At 36.7% G+C, this 22,568-nt stretch carries 17 protein-coding genes; 15 read left to right on the top strand and 2 right to left on the bottom strand.

The features are described 5' to 3' along the window. Positions 1-4 precede the first annotated feature (4 nt). The 8 genes from QM481_RS23765 to QM481_RS23730 all read left to right on the top strand — a co-directional run bounded on the left by QM481_RS23765 (position 5) and on the right by QM481_RS23730 (position 9,841). Positions 5-1,426: an NADH-quinone oxidoreductase subunit N gene (locus QM481_RS23765; RefSeq protein ID WP_283383624.1), complete on the top strand. Its 1,422-nt coding sequence runs from the start codon at positions 5-7 to the stop codon at positions 1,424-1,426. Positions 1,427-1,428: 2 nt separating this feature from the next. Continuing rightward, complete coding sequence (locus QM481_RS23760) at positions 1,429-1,926, top strand: GtrA family protein (RefSeq protein ID WP_166552294.1); 498 nt, start codon at positions 1,429-1,431, stop codon at positions 1,924-1,926. Between the two features lie 362 nt (positions 1,927-2,288). Further along, positions 2,289-2,474 carry a hypothetical protein gene (locus QM481_RS23755; protein ID WP_166552293.1) on the top strand — a complete coding sequence of 62 codons (186 nt, stop codon included), beginning with the start codon at positions 2,289-2,291 and terminating at the stop codon, positions 2,472-2,474. Between the two features lie 96 nt (positions 2,475-2,570). Beyond that, the gene (locus QM481_RS23750) at positions 2,571-3,179 is read left to right on the top strand and encodes a SprT-like domain-containing protein (protein WP_166552292.1); all 609 of its coding nucleotides are present in this window, start codon (positions 2,571-2,573) and stop codon (positions 3,177-3,179) included. Between the two features lie 67 nt (positions 3,180-3,246). Continuing rightward, positions 3,247-6,621 carry a type IX secretion system sortase PorU gene (gene porU / locus QM481_RS23745; RefSeq protein ID WP_283383623.1) on the top strand — a complete coding sequence of 1,125 codons (3,375 nt, stop codon included), beginning with the start codon at positions 3,247-3,249 and terminating at the stop codon, positions 6,619-6,621. Positions 6,622-6,717: 96 nt separating this feature from the next. Then, positions 6,718-7,878, top strand: a complete 1,161-nt coding sequence (gene porV / locus QM481_RS23740) for a type IX secretion system outer membrane channel protein PorV (RefSeq protein WP_283383622.1) — start codon at positions 6,718-6,720, stop codon at positions 7,876-7,878. A 120-nt stretch (positions 7,879-7,998) separates the two neighbouring features. Next, on the top strand, positions 7,999-9,288 hold the full coding sequence (locus tag QM481_RS23735; protein WP_283383621.1) for a M16 family metallopeptidase: 1,290 nt from the start codon (positions 7,999-8,001) through the stop codon (positions 9,286-9,288). 115 nt (positions 9,289-9,403) lie between these two features. Further along, positions 9,404-9,841, top strand: coding sequence for a CBS domain-containing protein (locus QM481_RS23730; protein ID WP_166552288.1), 438 nt, complete (start codon positions 9,404-9,406; stop codon positions 9,839-9,841). Between the two features lie 107 nt (positions 9,842-9,948). On the opposite strand, the gene QM481_RS23725 is transcribed toward QM481_RS23730, so the two are convergent. Together QM481_RS23725 and QM481_RS23720 are read right to left on the bottom strand one after the other, a co-directional pair. Next, a complete protein-coding gene (locus QM481_RS23725; RefSeq protein WP_283383620.1) occupies positions 9,949-10,863 on the bottom strand; it encodes a PfkB family carbohydrate kinase in 915 nt (304 codons plus the stop codon). Positions 10,864-10,953: 90 nt separating this feature from the next. Then, positions 10,954-12,129 (bottom strand): hypothetical protein, encoded by a 1,176-nt coding sequence (locus QM481_RS23720; protein ID WP_283383619.1) that lies wholly within the window; start codon positions 12,127-12,129, stop codon positions 10,954-10,956. A gap of 205 nt (positions 12,130-12,334) precedes the next feature. Between QM481_RS23720 and QM481_RS23715 the strand changes: the two genes are divergently transcribed. From QM481_RS23715 to QM481_RS23685, 7 genes are all read left to right on the top strand, one after another. Further along, entirely contained in the window at positions 12,335-12,715 is a 381-nt protein-coding gene (locus tag QM481_RS23715; protein WP_283383618.1) for a HEPN domain-containing protein, read from the top strand. Positions 12,716-12,880: 165 nt separating this feature from the next. Further along, on the top strand, positions 12,881-14,371 hold the full coding sequence (gene cysS / locus QM481_RS23710; RefSeq protein WP_283383617.1) for a cysteine--tRNA ligase: 1,491 nt from the start codon (positions 12,881-12,883) through the stop codon (positions 14,369-14,371). A gap of 174 nt (positions 14,372-14,545) precedes the next feature. Continuing rightward, positions 14,546-15,337 carry a rhomboid family intramembrane serine protease gene (locus tag QM481_RS23705; protein ID WP_510186021.1) on the top strand — a complete coding sequence of 264 codons (792 nt, stop codon included), beginning with the start codon at positions 14,546-14,548 and terminating at the stop codon, positions 15,335-15,337. 183 nt (positions 15,338-15,520) lie between these two features. Then, positions 15,521-16,432: a rhomboid family intramembrane serine protease gene (locus QM481_RS23700; protein ID WP_166552283.1), complete on the top strand. Its 912-nt coding sequence runs from the start codon at positions 15,521-15,523 to the stop codon at positions 16,430-16,432. A gap of 257 nt (positions 16,433-16,689) precedes the next feature. Continuing rightward, complete coding sequence (gene dxs / locus QM481_RS23695; protein WP_166552282.1) at positions 16,690-18,651, top strand: 1-deoxy-D-xylulose-5-phosphate synthase; 1,962 nt, start codon at positions 16,690-16,692, stop codon at positions 18,649-18,651. Between the two features lie 161 nt (positions 18,652-18,812). Next, entirely contained in the window at positions 18,813-20,636 is a 1,824-nt protein-coding gene (locus QM481_RS23690) for a sensor histidine kinase (protein ID WP_283383616.1), read from the top strand. 156 nt (positions 20,637-20,792) lie between these two features. Then, positions 20,793-22,520: a hypothetical protein gene (locus QM481_RS23685; protein WP_283383615.1), complete on the top strand. Its 1,728-nt coding sequence runs from the start codon at positions 20,793-20,795 to the stop codon at positions 22,518-22,520. Positions 22,521-22,568: the final 48 nt, after the last annotated feature.

The following is a 22,568-nucleotide window of genomic DNA, read 5'->3' as shown; positions in this document are numbered from 1 at the left end:
AGATATGAACGCAATTATAGCTTTATCACTCTTTGGTATTACCAATTTGTTTTTAGGTTTTTTGAACAACCGTAAAATCTTATTGCCTGCCACACTCCTATTCGTTCTGATTGCCTTTGGGCTTAACCTTGCCGACTGGAATCACGAGTATTATTGGTTCCACAATATGCTCAAAACTAATAACCTTTCTATCAATTTTACTTCTATAATTTTGGTAGCAACGGCATTAGTTGTTGCAATTTCACGAGGCTTTGGCAATGACGAAGAGCACACTCACCCTGCCGAATATTACGGTATCTTACTATTTTCGGTAGTAGGTGCTATCATGATGGTGACTTTCCAAAGCTTGTTTATGCTATTTGTTGGTATCGAAATCCTTTCGGTAGCAATGTATGTATTGACAGGTTCTGACAAACGTAATTTACGCTCAAACGAAGCTGCACTGAAATACTTCTTGATGGGTTCGTTTGCTACAGGTATCATGTTATTTGGTATTGCATTGGTTTATGGCGCAACAGGCTCTTTCGATATTAATGGTATCGGTAATATGGTAAATCAAGCCAAATTACAAGACATCATGTTGAATCCTTATGGTCCTATTCTTTATGGAGGAATCACTTTGATTTTTGTTGGCTTGCTATTCAAAATTTCAGCGGCACCTTTCCACTTCTGGACTCCTGATGTTTACGATGGTGCACCAAGTATCTTCACAGCATTCATGTCGACAGTCGTAAAAACGGCTGGTGTAGCAGCTACTTATCGCCTACTTTCAATTTCATTCCCAGCGGTATATGGCTTGTGGGGAAATCCATTAGTGTATATTACTTGTTTGACTTTGTTTATTGGTAATATTACAGCTGTTTATCAACAAAGTTTCAAGCGTATGTTGGCATACTCAAGTATTTCTCACGCTGGTTACTTATTGATTACTGTTTTGGCAAAAACACCAACAACCAACTCTTCTATCCTATTTTACTCATTGGCCTATTCAATTGCGACGATTTCTGCTTTTGCGGTATTAATGGTTGTATCTGAAGCCCAATCAAAATCGGGTAAGCCAGATGAAACCTTTACAGCATTGAATGGTCTTGCTAAAAATAACCCATTCTTGGCATTTGTATTGACAGTATCAATGTTGTCATTAGCAGGTATTCCACTTACAGCAGGATTCTTCGGTAAGTTTTTTATCTTCGCTGATGCTTTTAGTAACGTATCGAGTCTATTCAAAACAATTGCTGTAGTTGCTATTTTGATGTCTACCGTTGGTATTTACTATTACTTCAAACCTATCATTGCGGCTTATTTGAAGAAAGGTGATTTAGAGAAAATTGAATTATCTCCGATTTATAAACTAACATTGATTATAACAACAGCCTTGACAATCCTATTGGGTATTGCTCCAGATCTTGTTAAAAATATTTTCTAAAAGTGTCAAAACAAAAACAATCAAAACTGCTAAACAAGAAAGATTTCATTGCTTACTTTCTCGTAGCAGGTACAGGAGCTGTAGTTCAATTAGTGTCAGGTAGTATTTTAAGAAATCAGTTTGATTTAACTTATGGTGCATCTGTTTCCTATGGATATATTATCTCTTTTTTTGTAGGATTCACGCTAACAAAGATGTTTGCATTTGATGCAAGAAACTCAAATCAAACACGTCGTGAAATGGTAAAATTTATGATGGTAGCTGCTGGCTCATGGGGAGTAACCTGGTTTTTTGCAGTAGCTTCTCTGTCATTCGTCAATCAAATGCTAGGCGAGCGAACTTTCACTTTACCAGTTTTACAAAAAAGCATTAATCCGAATGAGCTAGGGTGTCAAATAGTGGGGATGGGATTTAGTTTTATTTTTAACTATATCATGCACAAAACCTTTACTTTTAGAAGCACTGGCTTTTATAACAGACTCAAGGCATTCATTCGATAATTAGCATAAAAAAGGCCCTACTGATAAATTCACAGTAGGGCCTTTTTTATTTTATCTTGTATCAATACTTACATCTCTATTTGTATCGAAATGTTCTTGAAAAATTAAAGAACCTAAAAATATCACAAAATCAAGATGTAAACACGTCATAATTAGTGTCTTAAAAGGCAAAAATTAAAATTTTCTAATCTTCTCATTAGATGTTTATTGCCATATAGTATAATTATTCATATAAAATCAAGCAATAAATAAAGAATTTATCAGGAATTATTAAAAATTAATTAAAAATATTGCTCAATAACTTGGAGGGAATATAAGTTGTACTTAACTTTGTAGCTCAAACCTTAAACACCACAAAAGAAATGAAAAAATTGTTCGCATTCGCATTAGTAGCTGGTATGATGTCATTGGCTGCTTGTTCAGAGAAGAAAGCTGAAACTACTGCTGTTGATTCAGCTGCTACAGCTGTAGATACTACTGCTGCTGTTGATACTGCTGCTGCTGATTCAGCTGCTGTTGATACTGCTGCTGCTCCTGCTGCTCACTAGTATTCCTGAACGATTTCGAAAGAAATTTAGAAAAGCCTCATTTAGAATGAGGCTTTTTGCTTTTATAGTCCTTCTGTTTTTCTGTATATTAGAGTCATGAAAAACGATTACGCCACCTTTCAGCAGTATTTTCCCACTGAGGCTGTACCTTACTGTTTCCAACTTTGGAAAAAACATCAATTCAATTTCAAAATAACTCGTCCTCGCAATTCCAAATTAGGTGATTATTCCTTTCGTCGAGAAAGTGGTCACCAAATAACCGTTAATCAAAACCTAAATCCGTACGCTTTTACCATTACTTATATCCATGAAGTGGCGCACCTTGTAACCTTTACGCATTACAAACGGCGTAGAGAACCTCATGGGAAAGAATGGAAAGCAATGTTTAAAAAGTTATTTCTCCCAATTCTTACTTCAGAAGTTTTTCCCGACAGTATTCTATTACCATTGATTACCTATTTAGAAAATCCTTCTGCAAGCACGCAGGGATGTATTCCTTTGAGTAATGCGCTCCGAGCTTTTGATGCCCCAATTCTTCTCGATGAACATATTCCTTTGACTCAGGTTGAAGTAGGCAAAAGTTTTATTGTCAATGGTAGAAGCTTCGTGAAAGGAGAGCTTAGAAGAACACGCTTTCTATGTACTGAAACTACAACAGGAAAACGTTATGTGGTAGCAGCGAATGCGCTAGTAAAATTGTTATAGATAGAAAGGAAGGCTAATAGTAAAAAAAATGAAAAACTGGTTGAAGGCACTAATCTGTATAGTTTTTATGATTTATACCTATGAAAGCATAGCTCAAAAAAGCGTACTTTCAGAAGGGAATTGGATAAAAATTGGTATTACACAAAGTGGTATATATAAAATTGATAAAGACATTTTAAGCAAAGCGGGATGGCCTTTAAGCCAAATAACGCCACAGAATCTTAAATTATATGGTAATGGAGGTAAAATGTTACCTCAAAAAAATAGTGCTTCTCGTCCCATCGACTTAATTGAAAATGCTATTTTAGTAAGAGGCGAACAAGACGGTAAGTGGGATGATACCGACTATATTCTTTTTTATGGAGAAGCTCCTCAGCAGCTGATTATTGATAAGGCTCAAAAGCAGATTTCTCATCAAATCAATATCTATTCTGACACAACCTATTACTTTCTGACAGTATCAAGCAGTAATGGTCAAAGAATTAAAACAGCTACAGATGTTAAATCTACCAATACGATTCGCCTTTTTGATGACTATCAATTTCATGAAATAGATAAGCGTAATATTTTGGCACAAGCTCCATTTGCAGGTTCGGGACAAGAGTGGTATGGCGAGGAGTTTATTGCCAATAATCAACAAGTATTTAGTTTTGTAGGTCAAGGAATAGCCAGTAATTCACAGATATCCTTAACGTCGTCGGTACTCAATACTTCGTATGGTGCAACAGCTTTCAACCTTACGGTAAACAATCAAGCTGTGGGTTCACAAAATATGGAAGGTATCACTGCAAGTACCTATGATTATAAAGGCAAAGCCGCAAAAAATATCTTTAGCATCAATAGTGGATTAGTTACTTCGGATGTCATTAATGTAGGATTGACTTTTGATCGAAAAGCCCTTACATCAGGTGGTGCCTTTTTAAATTTTTTGAGCATTCAACTCAAAAGAAATATCAAGCTCAACAATGCCACATCTCTACGATTTAGGGCATTTGAGCAACTTCAATATAAAGATTTTCAATGGCAAATTTCGGACACTGACAATACACTTTCGGTGTGGAATATCACCAACTCGGCTGTTCCTATTAATCAAACATTGACTCAAAATAGCGAAGGTTGGACAATTTCAGGAACACAAAGCGATTTGCAAGAATATATTCTCTTTAAAGAATCAAGCGCACAACAACCTGTCTCTAGTAGCAAAATAGATAATCAAAATTTGCATGGACTCAAAACACCTGATTTGGTAATTGTCTGTGGGGTATCTATTCAAAGTAGTGCTGAAGCTTTGGCGAATTTCAGACGTAGTCATGATAAACTTGATGTGGTTGTGGCGACCAAAGAAAGTATCTACAACGAATTTTCTTCTGGCAAGCAAGACATTACAGCCATTCGTGATTTCGTAAAATACTTATACGATCAAAATCCAACAAAACTAAAATACTTACTTTTGTTAGGCGATGCCTCTTATGATTTCAAAAGACGAAGCCAGGTCATTGGAGATGAAGTCAAGAATATTTATATACCAGCTTATCAAAGTCGAGAATCATTGCACCCTATCTTAAGTTATGCTTCAGATGATTACTTTGGATTTATGGAAGCTGAAGAAGGAGATTGGGAAGAAAATGCCAATGGTAATCATACGCTCGATATTGGCGTAGGTCGCCTTCCTGTTAAAACTAAAGCTGAGGCAAATGATATAGTGACCAAACTTACCTCCTATCACAATAGTAGTAAGCTGGGAGATTGGCGTTCAAAAATTACTTTTGTAGCAGATAACGGCGATGGGAACCTTCATCAAGGCGACGCAGAAGATTTTTCTCAGCTGGTAGAGAAACTTTATCCCTCCTACCAAAGTCAAAAGATTTATTTAGATAATTACCCCTTATTATCATTAGCAGAAGGTCAAAGAAGTCCACAGGCTAAAGACGCCCTTTTTCAAGCGCTCCAAAACGGTTCTTTGATAGTAAACTATAATGGACACGGTGCCGAAACAGGTTGGACTGAAGAGCAAATTTTAACGATTAATGATATTGATAAATTAAGCAACCTCAAAAATTTGCCTGTAATGCTTACTGCAACCTGCCAGTTTGGTCGATATGATGATCCCAATCAGGTTTCAGGAGCCGAACTAGCACTATTGAGTAATCGAGGTGGAGCAATTGCGCTATTAACGACAACACGTCCCGTTTATCAAAGTACAAATTATTTAATCAACGAAGCATTCTATCAAAATGTATTTCCTAGCAATACACAGGCAACGCAACGCCTAGGAGATATTGTCAAAAATACAAAGAATGCCAGTGTAGTTGGAGTCGTAAATCGAAACTTTAGTCTTTTAGGCGACCCATCGATGCAGTTATTGTATCCTCAGCAACAGATTACCATCGATAGTATATTTGTACAAGGTCGAGGGCTTTCAGATACGCTAAAAGCATTGGAACAGGTTCGTATTGTGGGAAAAGTTCGAGCAAATACTGGACTAATCGATACACAGTTTAGTGGAACAGTACAAATTACGTTATTTGATAAAGCGCAAAAGGTAAGTACTCTTGGGGCTAACAATGCTCCGTTTGTTTATCTCGATTATAATAATATTTTGTTCAAAGGCACTGCTACTGTAAACAAAGGGCGATTTGAGATAACAGTAGTACTTCCTAAAGATATTAACTACCAATATGGAGAAGGAAAACTCTCCTTGTATGCTCAAAGCAGTACAGGCTTTACAGATGCAATAGGTTTTGAAAGACCAATTATAGGAGGTTCAGGCAAAATCCAAAAAGTTGATAATACAGGACCAAAAATTCATTTATATTTAGATGAAAAAGTTGAAAAAGAGACGTATATTACAACACCTAATCCTCGGTTATTGGTAGACTTAGAAGATGAAAGTGGCATTAATATTGCAACAGACGGCTTAGGTCATCAAATACTATTGACACTTGATGATACCACTCAAATAATACTAAATCAGTACTATTCAAGTACGCTTAATAACTATCAACAAGGCAATATTATCTATGATTTTAAGGGGCTTACTGAAGGAGATCATAAATTATCAATAAAAGTTTGGGATACATACAATAATTCATCTGAAAACTCGTTGCGATTTAAGGTTGTCCAAGATAACATCTCTTCCTTAAAAAATATCAAGTCCTTTCCTAACCCATTCATTGATAAGGTATATTTCAGTTTTGAGCACAATAGAGAGGGTGATGATGTAGATATTACTCTCCAAATATTTGATTCTAGAGGAACACTTGTTAAAGAGATTTCTCAACAAGCATACGACATTTCGAGTCCCTATGATAAAATTTATTGGGATTTATCAGAAGATTCTGGTATGATTGTAAGAGATGTTTACTTTTATCGTATTTTTGTAAAGTCACGAACAATATCATATCAGGCTTCAGCAAACGGCAAATTGGTATCCGTTAAATAATTTAAGTAAAGGATTTTAGGGCATAGCTTCTGTTTAGCATAAAAATATATTACTTTTGGAACGTGCCTCATCCGAACAACTTTAACTTTAAAAACAATGATTAGAAAAGTTACAAACGCTCTAAGAGCGTCTTTGATGCTTGGATTGACAATGTCTGCTGCAAGTGTTGTAGCTCAAGTTAGAAATGCACCGTCACCGGTAATTACTTCTTTAATTCAAACTCCAGATGCACGTGCTGCCGGTATGGGTGACGCTGGTGTGGCAACATCAAACGCTGATGGTGATGCTAATGCAATTTTTTGGAATCCAGGTAAAATGCCTTTCTCTAACAAAGATATTGGTGTTTCTTTATCATACACTCCATGGCTTCGCCAATTGGTAAATGACATGGCTCTCCTAAATGTTAGCGGATACAAAAAGTTAAAAGGTGGTGATGTAATCGGCCTATCTCTCCATTATTTTGATATGGGGGTATTCCAACAAACTGATAATAATGGTTCTATCCTTGGTAATTTTAACTCAAAAGAATATGCCCTAACAGGTTCTTATTCTCGTAAGTTATCGGATAAACTAGGCTTAGGGGTTAACATCAAGTATATCAACTCTACATTGTTCAACGGAACAGTAACTAATTCATCAGGTGGTACATTTACTGCTCAACCTGTAAACTCTGTAGCTGCTGATATCGGTATTTTCCATACCTCTAAAACTGATAAGCCTTGGAACTACAACTGGGGGGTAGCAATTCAAAATATCTCTGGTCGTGTATCTTATGGTGGTAATGAATCTAACTTCATTCCAACTAACCTAAAGGCTGGTTTTGCTGCTATCAACTCTATTGATGCTAGCAACAAACTTACTTTAACATTGGACATCAATAAATTGATGGTACCTACTCCAAAATATGATTCAAATGGCAAATTGATTCAACCTTCTACTGCTATTGGTGGTATCTTAGGTTCATTCGGTGATGCGCCAGGTGGTTTCAGTGAAGAGTTGAAAGAAGTTAACGTTTCATTTGGTACAGAATATTTATACAACGATATGTTTGCTGGACGTGTAGGTTACTTCTACGAAAATGGTTGGAAAGGTAATCGTAAATACGCAACAGTTGGTTTTGGTATCAAAATTGAGAAAAAATATAGCTTAGACTTTTCATATTTGATTCCTACTGGAAGTGGAAGCCCATTGGCAAACACACTTAGAGTTTCTTTACAAGCAAACCTAAATTCAGCGCCAAAAGTATCAGCTAACTAAGATTCTTAGATACTACATTAATAGAAAAGACATTTCCGAAGAAATGTCTTTTTTGTTTTTATACTCTTCAATGACTAATTTCAGCTTTCACTTTATTCATACAAAAGCATTCTCATATACATGGCTATAGATATTTTAGATCGTTCTATTACTCCTGCATTTCAAACAATTCAAGAGGTATTTATCCCTCCTGTCAAAAATATCACCTTGAGCAATGGCTTACCACTACATATTATTAATGTAGGAGAACAGCCTATTATCAAATTAGAGTTGATTTTTAATGCAGGCAACTGGTTTGACGATAATAAGGGCGTTTCTTTCTTTACCGCTAAAATGCTCAATGAAGGCACCTCTGCTCATAACTCTGCAAGTATTAATCAATTTTTTGATCAATATGGAGCATTTACCGAGTTTACCCACAGTGTTGATAGAGCTAGCTTTGTGGTTTATGGTTTGAGCAAACATTTAGGGCAATTACTACCTATGGTTCAGGAAATTTTGCAGGATTCAAGTTTTCCTCAAAAGGAATTAGATACCATCAAAAAAATCCAACAACAAACTATTCAGGTTAACCAAGAGAAAACGTCTTTTGTGGCAAACCAAAAAATACGAAATAGCATTTTTGGTGAAACTCATCCCTACGGTACTAATTTAAGCCAAGAAATTATTGAGAATATTACCAGAGAGAATTTAGTCAAGTATTATCAATCTCACTGGCAAAACCAGCCTTTCAGAATATTCCTTTCTGGTAAAATTACTGAGCAAGAAATAGAAGCAGTAAACAATATTCTGGGTAATATTCCTGTTGGAAACGCTCATACTACTAGCTACGAGCACACCGATGGAGGAATTGAAGCAACATCTTTTTTAATTGAAAAAGAGAATGCTTTACAATCTTCTATTCGTCTGGGAAAACAACTTTTCACTCGTTCGCATCCAGATTATTTCAATATGTTAATCGTAAATGAAGTACTGGGAGGATATTTCGGTTCGAGACTTATGAAGAATATTCGTGAAGAAAAAGGGTTAACTTACGGCATAGGCTCAAATGTAGTTCCTTTCTCCAAAAATGGATATTTTATTGTTGGCACTGACGTTAAAAAAGAATTTACACAACTGACCATCGACGAAATCATAAAAGAAATTCAAGTGCTTCGTACCGAACTTGTCTCGGAGGAAGAACTTACGACGGTTCGTAATTATATGTCTGGCGCCTTTGCAGGTTCATTAAATACGCCTTTTGAAATCGCGGATCGTTACAAGGTGATTATGTCAGAACAATTACCTCTTGACTTTTATCAGCAATATTTTCAGCATATTCAACAAATCACCTCTGAAGATATTTTGGAAGCAGCTCAAAAGCATCTTGACCCAGATTCGCTTATCGAAGTAGCTGTTGGTGGTAAATAAAGATAGGTAGTTTCTATTATTTTGAAAAACAAAGATGGATTTTTGAAAGAATAATTTGGTTTTAAGAAAGAAGATGGTTAATTTATTAGTAATCAAATTCTTAAAACCGACAATTATGAAAAAAGTATCCCATCTCATCTTACACAAAGGAAATACTGTCAACACCATTGAGGCTCATAAACCTGTTTTTGAGGCTCTAGAAATTATGATTTCCAAAAATATTGGTGCACTCATCGTATATCAAGATGGCGAATATAAAGGTTTGCTTACAGAACGAGACTATGCACGAAAAGTGGCCATTATGGGTAAAAACTCACATGACACAACGGTAGCAGAAATCATGCAAGCCAACCCAGCTTCGGTGAGGTTTGAGGATAGTATTGAGCGGTGTATGGAAATTATGTCAGATAAACATATTCGTTATTTGCCTGTAATTGCCGAAAAACATGTGGTAGGATTGGTTTCTATGGGAGATTTGGTTCGCTTTATTATTGAAGATCAAAAAGATACAATTAATCATTTACAAAACTTTATTTCAGGAGGGGTATCTTAATTGAGTGTATGAGTGATTATGTTAATACTAGCATGATAGCATCAAAAAAGCGGTCGGAAATTATTTTCCGACCGCTTTTTTACTGATAATATAGTGGAGTATAATTTCTACACTTCGAAACCAGCCAACTCTTTGAACTCTTGTACACGTGACAAAAGCTCTTCGTAAGTTAAGTCAATCAAACGCTCTGTACCGAATTTCTCTACACAGAATGACGCCATAGCTGAACCATAAACGATTGCACGCTTCATGTTTTCAAAACTAATATCGTCTGTCTTAGCAAGATAACCGATAAAACCACCTACAAAAGTATCGCCTGCACCAGTTGGATCAAACACCTCTTCTAATGGAAGTGCAGGACAAAAGAATAGTTTATCTCCTTGGAAAAGCAATGCGCCATGTTCACCTTTTTTGATAATCAAGGTTTTTGATCCCATGCCCAAAATTTTCTTAGCAGCAACACGTAGTGAATATTCACCAGACAACTGACGAGCTTCTTCATCATTGATACACAATACATCAATCATCTGAAGAACAGCTTTCAAATCATCCATGGCAATATCCATCCAGAAGTTCATGGTATCCATGACAATCAATTTAGGACGGTTTGCCAAACGTTCGATTACTGTTTTTTGTACCGCAGGCGTCAAGTTACCCAACATCAAATACTCACAGTCTTGATACTCTGCAGGAACGATTGGGTCAAAATTAGCCAACACGTTCAACTCCGTTACCAAGGTATCTCTAGAGTTCATGTTGTTATGATAACGACCAGCCCAGAAGAAAGACTTCTCTCCTTGTTTGATTTGAAGACCAGTAGTATCTATTCCTTTGTTTTGTAGTAATTCGATATATTCTTGAGGGAAATCTTCTCCTACTACAGCTACAAGGTTTACGGGTGTCTTGAAATATGAAGATGACAAAGAAATGAATGTTCCTGCGCCACCAATAATTTTATCTGTCTTTCCAAAAGGCGTCTCGATAGCATCAAACGCTACCGAACCAATAGCTAATAAACTCATTTAGTTTTTGTTATAGTTGAATAATTGGCAAAGATACAAAATACTCTGCAAACCAGAGAGTTCTCAAAACAGGAAACCATCATTTTGAGATTAACCTACACGCGGACAACGCTTGAATGGTTTTTCTCTATCGAACAAATAGCGATAAGTAATATATTGTTTGTCGAGAGTTGTACCCAACTGAGACACAAAACGATTCATTTTGGGATTGAAATCGCCTACCCAGTTCATATCAATGGTTTCGTACTGGAAAAAAGGATCTTTTATCCCTTCCAAACGAAGCTTCATAGCAATAGCAGACTCCACGCCTTTCCCTTGATAATCTGGTACTACGCCAAAAATCAAACCACAAGTACGCGTCACAACACCTTTCCAAAGTAGAAGCATAAACTTGATTTTTTCCCAAATCCCAAATTTGCCATTTAAATGTTTGACAATTTGATTTAAATCTGGAATTACAATAAAAAAGGCAATCGGTCTGTCTCCATCATAAGCAAACCATATCAATTGCTCGTCGATAATCGGCTTCATCTGAGCAACTAGGCTTTGTCCCTGCTCCTTGGTCATGCCTTTTACTCCTGGGAATTTTGCCCATGCTTCGTTATAGATAATACGGAAATCTTCGCCAAACTTCGGCAATTCACGTTTCTTGATATGCTTAAAGGTGATATCAGGATTAGCAAATACACGATAGGCTTTGTCCATTACGCTTTGTGTAGTCTTTGAGGTCAAAATCCCTGCCGAATACACATATTGTTGAAAATAGTCTTTGAAACCATAATCCTCAAAATACTGGATATAATACTGCTTAGTCCAAGGCATTTTGTAGGTTGGTTCATGATTCCAACCTTTTATCATTAAGCCCCAAAAAGAGTCACGTTCACCAAAGTTGATTGGTCCGTCCATCGCCTCCATCCCACGGCTGGCAAGCCATTCTTTACAAGTATCAAACAACAAGAATGCCGCTTCTTGATTCTCGATACACTCAAAAAATCCCATTCCACCCGTAGGCTGCTCTTCATTTTTCGCGGTTTCATGATTAATAAAAGCCGCTACACGTCCTATGGTTTCACCTTTATCACTTTGTAAAATCCAGCGGATACACTCTCCATGGTTAAAATGCTTATTTTTAGCAGGATTAAAGGTATTTTCTATATCTTGGTCAAGAGGACGAATCCAGTTAGTATCTTGGGCATATAATTTTACTGGAAACTCTAAAAACTCTTTTTGAAGCTTTTTATCATTAGCAACTTCTAAAATCCTCATCTGTTTGGTTGTTGATTAAAAGTTTTGGGCGAAAAAATCCTTCAAAGATAGTCTTTTTTACGTTATTTGATTAGACGGATTCGGTACAGGTTCAAGCTAGCATACAGATTGCTATATTTTATGAAACCTTCTATTGAAATACTTCATACCGAAAGCCAATAAGTTTTATTAGTTTTGTGTCAATAATATTATCGGAAAGCTCAAGATGAAAAATTATATACTCAGAGCAGAAGACGAAATCGAAAGTGCCAAATATCTTTATCAAAACGATTTTTATCGTGGCACGCTCAATCATTGCTATTATGCGTGTACATGGCTTATGCGTGGCTTGCTTGCTGAAAGGGGTATCGTAATCAAGATGTTAGACTCCGCTTTCTCGTTTTTCGAAGAATATATCATCAAAAGCGAACCTGTACCCAATAGCATACAGCAATTTATCAAAATGCTTGTTCAAGAATATCAAGTACTGCAAAAGGATATTGCTGGGGACTTTATGGCAGATGAAATTTTGTCATATATCGAAAAAACGGAAGACTTTTTGTACTTCGTAAAAGATCAAGCTGATTTATCCGAACGAAGTAATTAGTTTGTGTATCAATTTCAATGTGTTATACTCTTATGAACTTTAATCCTACCGAACTTAGTGCTTATTTTCGATGTTGCCTCTGATACATTGCTTTTCCAGAAACAACCTTTAATTTCAATATGATGCCACCATCAAGATGGCACAATAGGATAATCAACCAATCAGATGCAATCATTAAAAATATATAATACCCTCACTAGAGAAAAAGAACTTTTCCAACCTATCAACGCCCCTCACGTGGGAATGTACGTTTGTGGACCCACAGTTTACAATTATGTACACCTTGGTAATGTTAGAACCTTTGCGACTTTTGATACCCTTTATCGTTATTTGACACATATTGGCTATAAAGTTCGTTATGTTCGCAACATTACCGATGTAGGTCACTTAGTAGGTGACGGCGATGAAGGCGAAGACAAAATTGGAAAAATGGCGAAGTTAGAAAAACTAGAGCCAATGGAAATTGTACAACGTTATACCAACGATTTCCATAATGTATTGACCCAATTCAATCTCTTACCTCCAAGCATCGAGCCTTCTGCTACAGGACATATTGTTGAGCAAATCGAAACAACAAAGACCTTAATCGAAAAAGGTTTGGCTTATGAGTCGAATGGTTCTGTGTATTTTGACATTGCTAAATATAACCAACAAGGTGGTGAATATGGCAAATTGTCAGGTCGTGTGATTGAAGACCTTTTGGTTGAGACCCGTGATTTGGATGGAGTAGGCGAAAAACGTAATCCTTTAGACTTTGCCTTATGGAAAAAAGCCGCACCTGAGCATATTATGCGCTGGCCTTCGCCTTGGGGTGATGGATTCCCTGGCTGGCACTTGGAATGTACTTGCATGAGTACCAAATATTTGGGTGATACCTTCGATATTCATGGTGGTGGTATGGACTTAAAATTCCCTCACCACGAATGTGAAATAGCACAAGCTAAAGGTAGTACAGGTGTAGACCCAGTAAGATATTGGATGCACTCGAATATGCTAACGGTCAATGGTCAAAAAATGTCTAAATCATTAGGAAACTCATTTTTACCAGCTGAATTATTTGCAGGTTCACACCCGCTACTTGATCAAGCGTATTCACCAATGACAGTGCGTTTCTTTATGTTGCAATCACAATATAGAAGCACTCTAGATTTTTCTAACGATGCACTTAAGGCAGCTCAAAAAGGCTATAAGCGCTTGATGAATGGCTTGAGAATTATCAAAACCCTTAGCTATCAAGCCGATGAAAGCATTGCCTTAGACGAAAAACAAATTACTGAAGTCAAGAAAGGTATCCAAGGCTGTTACGATGGTCTCAACGATGACCTTAACACAGCTGTAGCAATTGCAGGTTTGTTTAATTTGTTGAAAAAAATCAATCAATTGTATATGGGACAAGTATTACCTGCACAATTAGGCGAAGATGTATTTAACGAATTAAAGGAAAAATTTGTAGCATTGACCGAAGACGTATTAGGCTTAAAAGAAGAGTCAAATGCGAATATTGATGCTTTTGCAAAAGGAATGTTGGCACTTTACGCAGAATATAAAGAGGCAAAACAGTACGATAAAGTAGACCAAATCAGAACTTATTTCAAGGCAAACGGGCTTGTTATTAAGGACATGAAAACCAAAATTGATTGGGCTTACGAAGAATAGCATCTAAGAGAAAGCGTTAGTTTATCAAAAATCTATTTAGATGATAAACTAACGCTTCTTGTTTTGAGTTATTGAGTTATGTCTTCAAGGTATCGAACACTTCATACTTTGCCGTCTTTAAACGAACCTTATAATTTTGCTAATTTATTAGCTATATAACTCTTATTTGGCACTATGAGAACCCCAATGTTAACTCCTATTGTCAGAACACTTATCGTTATTAACGTTATAGTGTTTATGGTACAAAGTTTTAATTCACATTACAACGATCAGATAACTTCATTATTTGGTTTACACTATTTTACCTCCGAGCGGTTTAATCCAATTCAGTTTGTATCCTATATGTTTGTACATGGTAGCTTCATGCACATATTTAGTAACATGTTAGGTTTATTCTTTATGGGACCGCTACTCGAAAGATATTGGGGAGAAAAACGCTTTTTGGCCTTTTACTTTATTACAGGTATCGGTGCTGGACTTTTGTATATGGGAGTGAAGTATTATGACTACTCCGTATTAGAAGAAGCTACAAGAGCATACATTTTGCATCCAGACTTGAGTATGTTCAATAAATTTTTGGAGCAATTTTATCCAAGCGGTATTCCTAGCGAAGCCTACAGTTATGTACCAAGTTCAGGGCGTATAACTTTGCAGGATTCTATTCTTATTGCCGAAGAAAGCTTGCGAGCAGTACTCAATACTCCTACTGTTGGCGCTTCGGGTGCTACCTTTGGTGTAATGGCAGGGTTTGCGATGCTATTTCCCAATACTGAGTTGATTGTTTTTCCAATACCAATTCCTATCAAAGCTAAATATTTAGTAGCTTTATATGCTTTATATGAATTTTATGGAGGACTACACAAAACACCAGGCGATAATGTTGCCCATTTTGCGCATATTGGTGGGATGATTTTTGCCTTTATCCTGATAAAACTCTGGAGTAAAAATCGTAATAATTTCTATTAAGAAAACGAATAATAAATCATCGAGCAACAATTAGAAATTTTGACTCGTTATTGATAAATTACAACACAATAAGCAACAAAAGCTTGCAGGAAAGGTTTAGTAAGTGTATATCAAGCTTTTATAACTAATTTTGCTTAAAATTTAATTGACCCGTATTATATAGGTTTTGAAAAGATTATCACAATGAGTGGGATTTTGGATGATTTTAAAGATGCTTTTTCCAAGCGTAACAACGGATTGATTCAGCTGATATGGTTGAATGTGGCTATCTATATCTTTACATTACTTTTATTTGTAACCTTTACGTTGTTTTTTAAAGGCAGTAATTTATATCATACGTTACTTTCTTACGTAAGCCTTTCTCCAGAACCAACTATCTTGTTGTTTAGACCTTGGACACTTCTTACGTACTCATTTCTACATCACATCAACCCTATTGTGCATATATTTCCCAATATGCTCATGTTATATTGGTTTGGCTCAATCCTTCAAGAGTATATAGGTAGTCGAAGACTCATAGGACTGTATATTGTTGGTGCTATATTTGGAGCAGTATTGGCGGTATTGGCATTCAATTTTATTCCTTATTATCATCAAAATATAGCAAGTACCTCTATTATTGGAGCTTCAGGCAGTGTCATGGCAGTAGTATTTGCTGCGGCAACTTTAGCACCTGATTATTCTTTTTTCTTATTTTTGATAGGTTCTGTTCGCATCAAATATATTGCTTTTCTGTTATTGATTCTCTCTTTGGCGGGGTCTATTGGTGCCAATGCAGGAGGAGAAATCGTACACTTGGGTGGTGCAATTTTTGGTTATATTTACATTAAACAACTCAGAGCAGGAAGAGACTTTAGTACTCCTGTTGAAGCAGTTCTTGCTTTTTTTGAAAAATTATTCAAACGAAAATCTGAAACCAAAATTCGAGTAGCTTATCGCCAAAAGGAAGCAAGTTACAGTAGTACAGCAAGCAGTCATTCGGGCTTTCCTGATGAAGAAGAGGTTGATGAAATACTAGATAAAATCTCTCGTTCGGGTTACGAAAGTCTTACCAAAGAAGAAAAACAAAAGCTATTTAAAGCTTCTCAAAAATAAAAAAAATCAATCGCAAATTAGCGACAAAAAGGGGTTGTGCTTGAATACACACATCCCCTTTTTTATTTGCCCAAAATAATTGCGTAAATTGCGCCATATTTGGACAGCGTAACAATCTATCTTTCCATTAGATTTTTTTAAACAATTTAAAACCCTCGTAGTTTATACTTCAGGCAATTGAATTGTTTAACACTCAGTTGATACGTACCAAGCAACAAACAAGTAGAGTCAAAGCTACTTTTAGACCAATCGAAATCATGCAAATTACACCAGGCAAAATATTAGCTCAAATCAACTCTCCAGAGGATTTGAGAAAACGTGACCGCTCGGAATTGTTGCAAATTTGCGACGAACTACGTCAGTATATCATCGATAACGTATCGGTGTATGGTGGTCACTTTGGCGCATCACTTGGTGTTGTTGAATTATCAGTTGCACTTCATTACGTATTTAATACGCCCGACGACCAGTTGATTTGGGATGTGGGTCATCAGGCGTACGGACATAAAATATTGACAGGCCGTAAAGATTCTTTCCATTCAAACCGTTTGTATGGAGGAATTTCGGGTTTCCCAAAACGCAAAGAGAGTCCTTACGACGCTTTTGGGGTAGGTCACTCATCCACTTCTATTTCGGCAGCTTTGGGTATGGCGGTTGCGTCAAAATACAAAGGAGAAAATCACAGACAACACATTGCAGTGATTGGAGATGGCTCTATGACGGCAGGGATGGCGTTTGAAGCAATGAACCACGCTGGCGATATTCCCAACAATATGTTGATTGTCTTGAACGACAACTGCATGGCTATCGACCCAAATGTGGGCGCCTTGAAGGAATATTTAACTGATATTACTACTTCGCATACTTATAATAGAGTTAAAGACGAAGTTTGGAATTTGCTTGGCAAAATGTCCAACTTTGGAAAATCAGCACAAGAAATTGTCTCTAAAATCGAAAATGGACTGAAAGCGACTTTGCTCAAACAAAGTAATCTTTTCGAATCGCTGAATCTTCGCTATTTTGGACCAATCGATGGACATGATGTTGAATATCTAGCAACGGTTTTAAATGACCTAAAAGATATTCCTGGTCCAAAAATCCTTCATTGTATTACGACCAAAGGCAAAGGCTATGCTTTAGCAGAAAAAGATCAAACTTTGTGGCATGCACCAGGAAAGTTTGATAAAATTACAGGAGAGATTAAGAAAAAAGTTCACGCTACTCCACAGCCTCCGAAATATCAAGATGTTTTTGGGCATACTATTGTTGAACTTGCAGAGCAAAATCCTAAAATTATGGGGGTTACGCCAGCAATGCCATCAGGTAGCTCGCTCAATATCATGATGAAAGCCATGCCTCATCGTGCTTTTGACGTAGGTATAGCCGAACAACATGCTGTTACTTTCTCGGCAGGTATGGCGACTCAAGGACTGACGGTGTTCTGTAATATTTATTCTACATTTATGCAACGTGCTTTTGACCAAGTAGTGCATGATGTAGCGATTCAAGAATTACCCGTTATCTTCTGCCTTGACAGAGCAGGTTTTGCAGGTGCCGATGGACCAACCCATCATGGTGCCTATGATATTGCTTATATGCGTTGTATTCCAAATATGATTGTTTTTTCACCAATGAATGAACAGGAGCTTCGCAATATCATGTTTACCACATCTTTAGATGACTTTAAAGAATTAAAGCAAGCAATTTCTATTCGTTATCCACGTGGCGAAGGTGTTATGCCAAATTGGAAAACACCATTTGAAAAAATGGAAATTGGAAAAGGTCGCAAAATAAAAGATGGTGAAAAAGTAGCACTTCTTACGTTGGGACATATTGGAAACTATGCCGTAAAAGCGTGTGAAGAACTTGCTAAAGAAGGTATAAATCCAGCTCACTATGATATGCGTTTTGTGAAACCTTTGGACGAAGCTATGCTCCATGAAATTTTCCAAAACTATGACAAGGTTATTACCGTAGAAGATGGTTGTCTTCAAGGAGGATTTGGTTCGGCTGTGGCAGAGTTTATGCTTGACCATGATTATTCGGCACAAATCAAACGCCTTGGTATCCCAGATAGAATTGTTGAGCACGGCGAACAAATTGAATTACATAAAGAATGTGGCTTTGACCCAGAAGGCATCGCACAAGCTGTAAGAGATATACTTGGTAGAGAAAAGGTTGTACATTCAAGCAATGTTGTTAATCTTACCATGAACTAAAAAGTCTTATCTATTTTTAAAGGCGAGAGATTCTCGCCTTTTTTATTATACATACTTTGATAAATGAAGGTAACTTCGTAGGTTTGATTTCTTATAAATGCTCTATTCCTTTACTACAACTATGCAAAACAATCGACTAGGCTATTAATTTCTCTTTTAATATGATTCGTTGGGTACTTCTAACTTTGATTATTCTTTCTTCGCAGTTCGCATTTTCTCAAAAAGAAATCGTGATTGAAAATCCTAATCAGGCACTCTCTATTGGAAATAATATTGAAATACTGGAGGATAAAAAAGGAATGTATTCATTATATGATGTATTGAAACGCCCTGATGTCGACGCTCATTTTATCAAAAGTCTTCAAGCTAGTCCTAACTTTGGTATCACAAAATCTGTCATCTGGTCACGCTTTACACTGGTCAACAAATCTGGTCAACGTCTATATCTTGAGATAGGAGAACCAGTTCTCGATAGTATCTCCATCTATCGTGTAGACCATGGGACTATCACTCACAAAAGACTTGGGGTATATCAACATAAAAGTACAAGGGATATACAAACCAATTTGTATCTGGTAGATTTGGAGCTTAATTCAGACCAAAAATGTACCTATTATATTCGCATTCAGAATAATTTACCCCTTTTATTTCCCTTACGAGTAGCTCCTCTTAAGATTTTCTTTGAAGACAACCATCCCAAAGACCTCATGCAGGGTATTTATTTGGGTATCATGCTAGTTATGGCAATCTTCAACTTCTTTATTTTCTGGACAGTACGAAGTAAAGAATATCTATATTATGTCTTGTATGTATTGGCATTTGCGGGTTTTTTCTCATTCAATAAAGGGATTGCTCATGAGTATCTATGGCCTAATGCTATTTGGTTCAATCACTTTACTTCAGTATTTATTTCGGCAGCTATTGGCTTCGGACTATTATTTGCTGAAAGTTTTTTAGATGCCAACAAATACCTTCCTGCTTCGTATAAAACTGTTCGTATTCTTTTGTCTGCCATCACATTTTTCTTAGTAGCCAACTGGTTAGGGGCAGGAGCTCTGAGTACACAAATTTTACATAGTATTGCATTCTTGGCTGTAATGTATATCCTGTTTTTAGCGATTTATATTTGGATTCAAGGTTCTCAAGCAGCCTTGTTTTTTTTAGTTGCTTGGGCTGTGATGTTGGTGAGTGCATTGATATTTATTTTACAACTTTCCAATGTTTTACAAAGCGATAACTTTACCCGCAATGCACTACAGGTAGGTTCGGCACTAGAGGTTGTATTACTATCATTTGCCTTAGCTTATCGAATCAACTACTACCGATTAGAAAAGGAAAAGTATCAAGCCGAAGTTATCCAACAGCTTCAAGAAAATGAACAAATCAGAAGTCGCATCGCCCGTGACTTGCACGATGACATTGGAAGTACATTGAGTAGCATTGGCATTTTAAGCCAAGTTGTTGAATATCAAATAGATAAAAATCCATTATCTGTAAAAGAGTTGGTTCAACGAATCAATGAAAGTTCTCAAAAAGTACAACGTTCATTAAGTGATATTGTCTGGACAACCAGACAGACGAGTAATAGTTTTGGCGAAGTATTAGTCAAAATGAAGGAATTTGCGGCTGAAGTTTTTGAACCTAAAAATATCAATTATTATTTCCAAACTGAAAATTTACCTGAAATTCAACTATCGGCGAACAAACAATATAACCTCTATTTGATATTCAAAGAGGCAATCAATAATATTGTCAAATATGCCGATGCTACTGAGGTAAACATAGAAATCAGTTTTGAGAATTCAGAGCTACGTTTATTCGTTAAAGATAATGGTATCGGTTTTGATGAAACCCTTATTAAAGCAGGTAATGGCTTAGGAAATATGCGCAAACGAGCAGAAAGCCTTGGTGGTAGTATTACTATACTTTCTAGAGTGGGAAAAGGTAGTTCTATTGAGCTTAAAGTACAAATCAAGCAGTCTTAGCTATATTTCATCAATCACATAAACAACTAACAATCAGAGTATTTATAGAAAAACTACAGTTTAAATACCGATTACTCAGATTCCTCCATTTTGCTTCATTGATAGTTCAAGAAATTGTAATATTGACTCAAATATTCAATAGTCCGTACTATTACTATGAAAACTTCTAACAATTGCCGTTTAGTAGTTGTACTTATCATGTATTTTTCCTCTCTTAAACCTCTCTACACGCAAAATCTTGAAAATTTATCACAACAAAAGCCAGTCTCCCTATCAGGAAATATAGATTTAAGAGGAATTTACTATTCTGCCAACGGTATCTCGCCAAGGTACCCAAGTACATCTTACGTATTATCAGGAGCACCAACCCTTAATCTTTATGGGCTTGCTATTCCTTTTGCTTTTACTTTTAGCAATCAAGAAAGTAAAGTAGCACAACCTTTCGCTCAATTTGGACTAAGCCCTACTTACAAGTGGCTTACGCTACATGGGGGCTATCGCAATGTATCCTTCAACCAGTTTACGCTTGGCGGACATACTATGCTAGGAGCTGGCATAGAACTAACGCCTGGCAAATTCCGAATGGGATTCATGTATGGTCAGCTCAATAAAGCTACCAAATTGGACTCCACTACCCTATCGTTAGTGCCTGTGGCATTTGATAGAAGTGGCATGGCTGTCAAAATTGGCTATGGCACCGACAAAACCTTTTTCGAAATCAGCGCACTCAAGGCATCTGATAAAATGGGAAGTGCATTATTTGATGTCTCTTCCCAGCAAGGAAATCCCAACTTGTCTAGTACAACAGCAGCCGAAAACCTTGCCTTAGGTTTGAATATGCGTATCTCCTTTTCTTCGAAACTCTCGTGGGATACCGAAGCTGGAGCGAGTGGCTATACAAAGGATGTTAATTCGAGTGCTGAAATCGATAAAAGCAAACTTCCCATTTCTGGAAATACACTCGACCAGCTACTCAAGGTCAATGGGACTACCGAGCTGTACACGGCTGTTCAAACCGCACTGCGGTACAAAGCTAGGGCATGGGGACTACGGCTCCAGTATCGGCGTATCGACCCCGAATACAAAACGATGGGTGCTTACTTCTTTAACTCCGACATCGAAAACATCACTATTGCCCCACAATTTTCCATCTTCAAAAACAAATTCAGATTTAATGGAAGTATAGGTTTACAAAGAGATAACTTGAATAAACAGAAAAAATCAGAATCCAAAAAAGTCATTGGATCGGCTAACTTGAGCACAGATTTTACAGAAAAATTGGGGCTAGACGTTAATTATTCCAACTATTCGAATAATCAGACGCCAAATGCACTCAAAATTTCGGATACGGTCAGAATTACGCAAACGACACAAAATCTGTCTATCAATCCACGATATACTATTTTGGGCGAAAAGCAATCCAATTCAATTATGCTATCCTATAACCTGATGGATTTGCAGGATTTCAACAATACTTATTCTCAAGATAGTAAATCAAGAAATTTGAGTTCTCAAAATATATTTCTCAATTACAACCTTTCTTTCAATACCAGCAATTTTTCTATTTACAGCACCCTCAACTATACTACTATCACAGGTTCTTATCTGAGCGACAAAAACTATGGAGTAACCCTAGGTTCTGACAAATCGTGGAAGGATAATAAGTTTAACCTAAGAGGTAGTGTGAGTTATTTGTTAGGTGACCGTGGAGGCGAAAAAAGTACCATTATTAATGGAAACTTCGGTGCTACATATCAGGTAAATCGACATCATCGCTTCGCGCTGAACAGTTTCCTGATTAGCAATTCACCTCAAACAGCCTCAAGTACCAACCTCAAATACACAGAAATACGAGGTGAGGTAAGCTATAATCTTCTTTTCTAAAACCCATATTAATCATATCCTGCTTGAAATAACCCAATCAAGGCGGTT

Source organism: Flectobacillus rivi, from assembly GCF_030056655.1.
GTDB lineage: Bacteria > Bacteroidota > Bacteroidia > Cytophagales > Spirosomataceae > Flectobacillus > Flectobacillus rivi.
This window is presented reverse-complemented; position numbering and strand designations above follow the sequence as displayed.

Coding starts and splice junctions, on each gene's coding strand:
- QM481_RS23765 (WP_283383624.1), top strand. CDS start 5: ATGAACGCAATTATAGCTTTATCACTCTTTGGTATTACCAATTTGTTT.
- QM481_RS23755 (WP_166552293.1), top strand. CDS start 2,289: ATGAAAAAATTGTTCGCATTCGCATTAGTAGCTGGTATGATGTCATTG.
- QM481_RS23750 (WP_166552292.1), top strand. CDS start 2,571: ATGAAAAACGATTACGCCACCTTTCAGCAGTATTTTCCCACTGAGGCT.
- porU (WP_283383623.1), top strand. CDS start 3,247: ATGATTTATACCTATGAAAGCATAGCTCAAAAAAGCGTACTTTCAGAA.
- porV (WP_283383622.1), top strand. CDS start 6,718: ATGATTAGAAAAGTTACAAACGCTCTAAGAGCGTCTTTGATGCTTGGA.
- QM481_RS23735 (WP_283383621.1), top strand. CDS start 7,999: ATGGCTATAGATATTTTAGATCGTTCTATTACTCCTGCATTTCAAACA.
- QM481_RS23730 (WP_166552288.1), top strand. CDS start 9,404: ATGAAAAAAGTATCCCATCTCATCTTACACAAAGGAAATACTGTCAAC.
- QM481_RS23725 (WP_283383620.1), bottom strand. CDS start 10,863: ATGAGTTTATTAGCTATTGGTTCGGTAGCGTTTGATGCTATCGAGACG.
- QM481_RS23720 (WP_283383619.1), bottom strand. CDS start 12,129: ATGAGGATTTTAGAAGTTGCTAATGATAAAAAGCTTCAAAAAGAGTTT.
- QM481_RS23715 (WP_283383618.1), top strand. CDS start 12,335: ATGAAAAATTATATACTCAGAGCAGAAGACGAAATCGAAAGTGCCAAA.
- cysS (WP_283383617.1), top strand. CDS start 12,881: ATGCAATCATTAAAAATATATAATACCCTCACTAGAGAAAAAGAACTT.
- QM481_RS23705 (WP_510186021.1), top strand. CDS start 14,546: ATGAGAACCCCAATGTTAACTCCTATTGTCAGAACACTTATCGTTATT.
- QM481_RS23700 (WP_166552283.1), top strand. CDS start 15,521: ATGAGTGGGATTTTGGATGATTTTAAAGATGCTTTTTCCAAGCGTAAC.
- dxs (WP_166552282.1), top strand. CDS start 16,690: ATGCAAATTACACCAGGCAAAATATTAGCTCAAATCAACTCTCCAGAG.
- QM481_RS23690 (WP_283383616.1), top strand. CDS start 18,813: ATGATTCGTTGGGTACTTCTAACTTTGATTATTCTTTCTTCGCAGTTC.
- QM481_RS23685 (WP_283383615.1), top strand. CDS start 20,793: ATGAAAACTTCTAACAATTGCCGTTTAGTAGTTGTACTTATCATGTAT.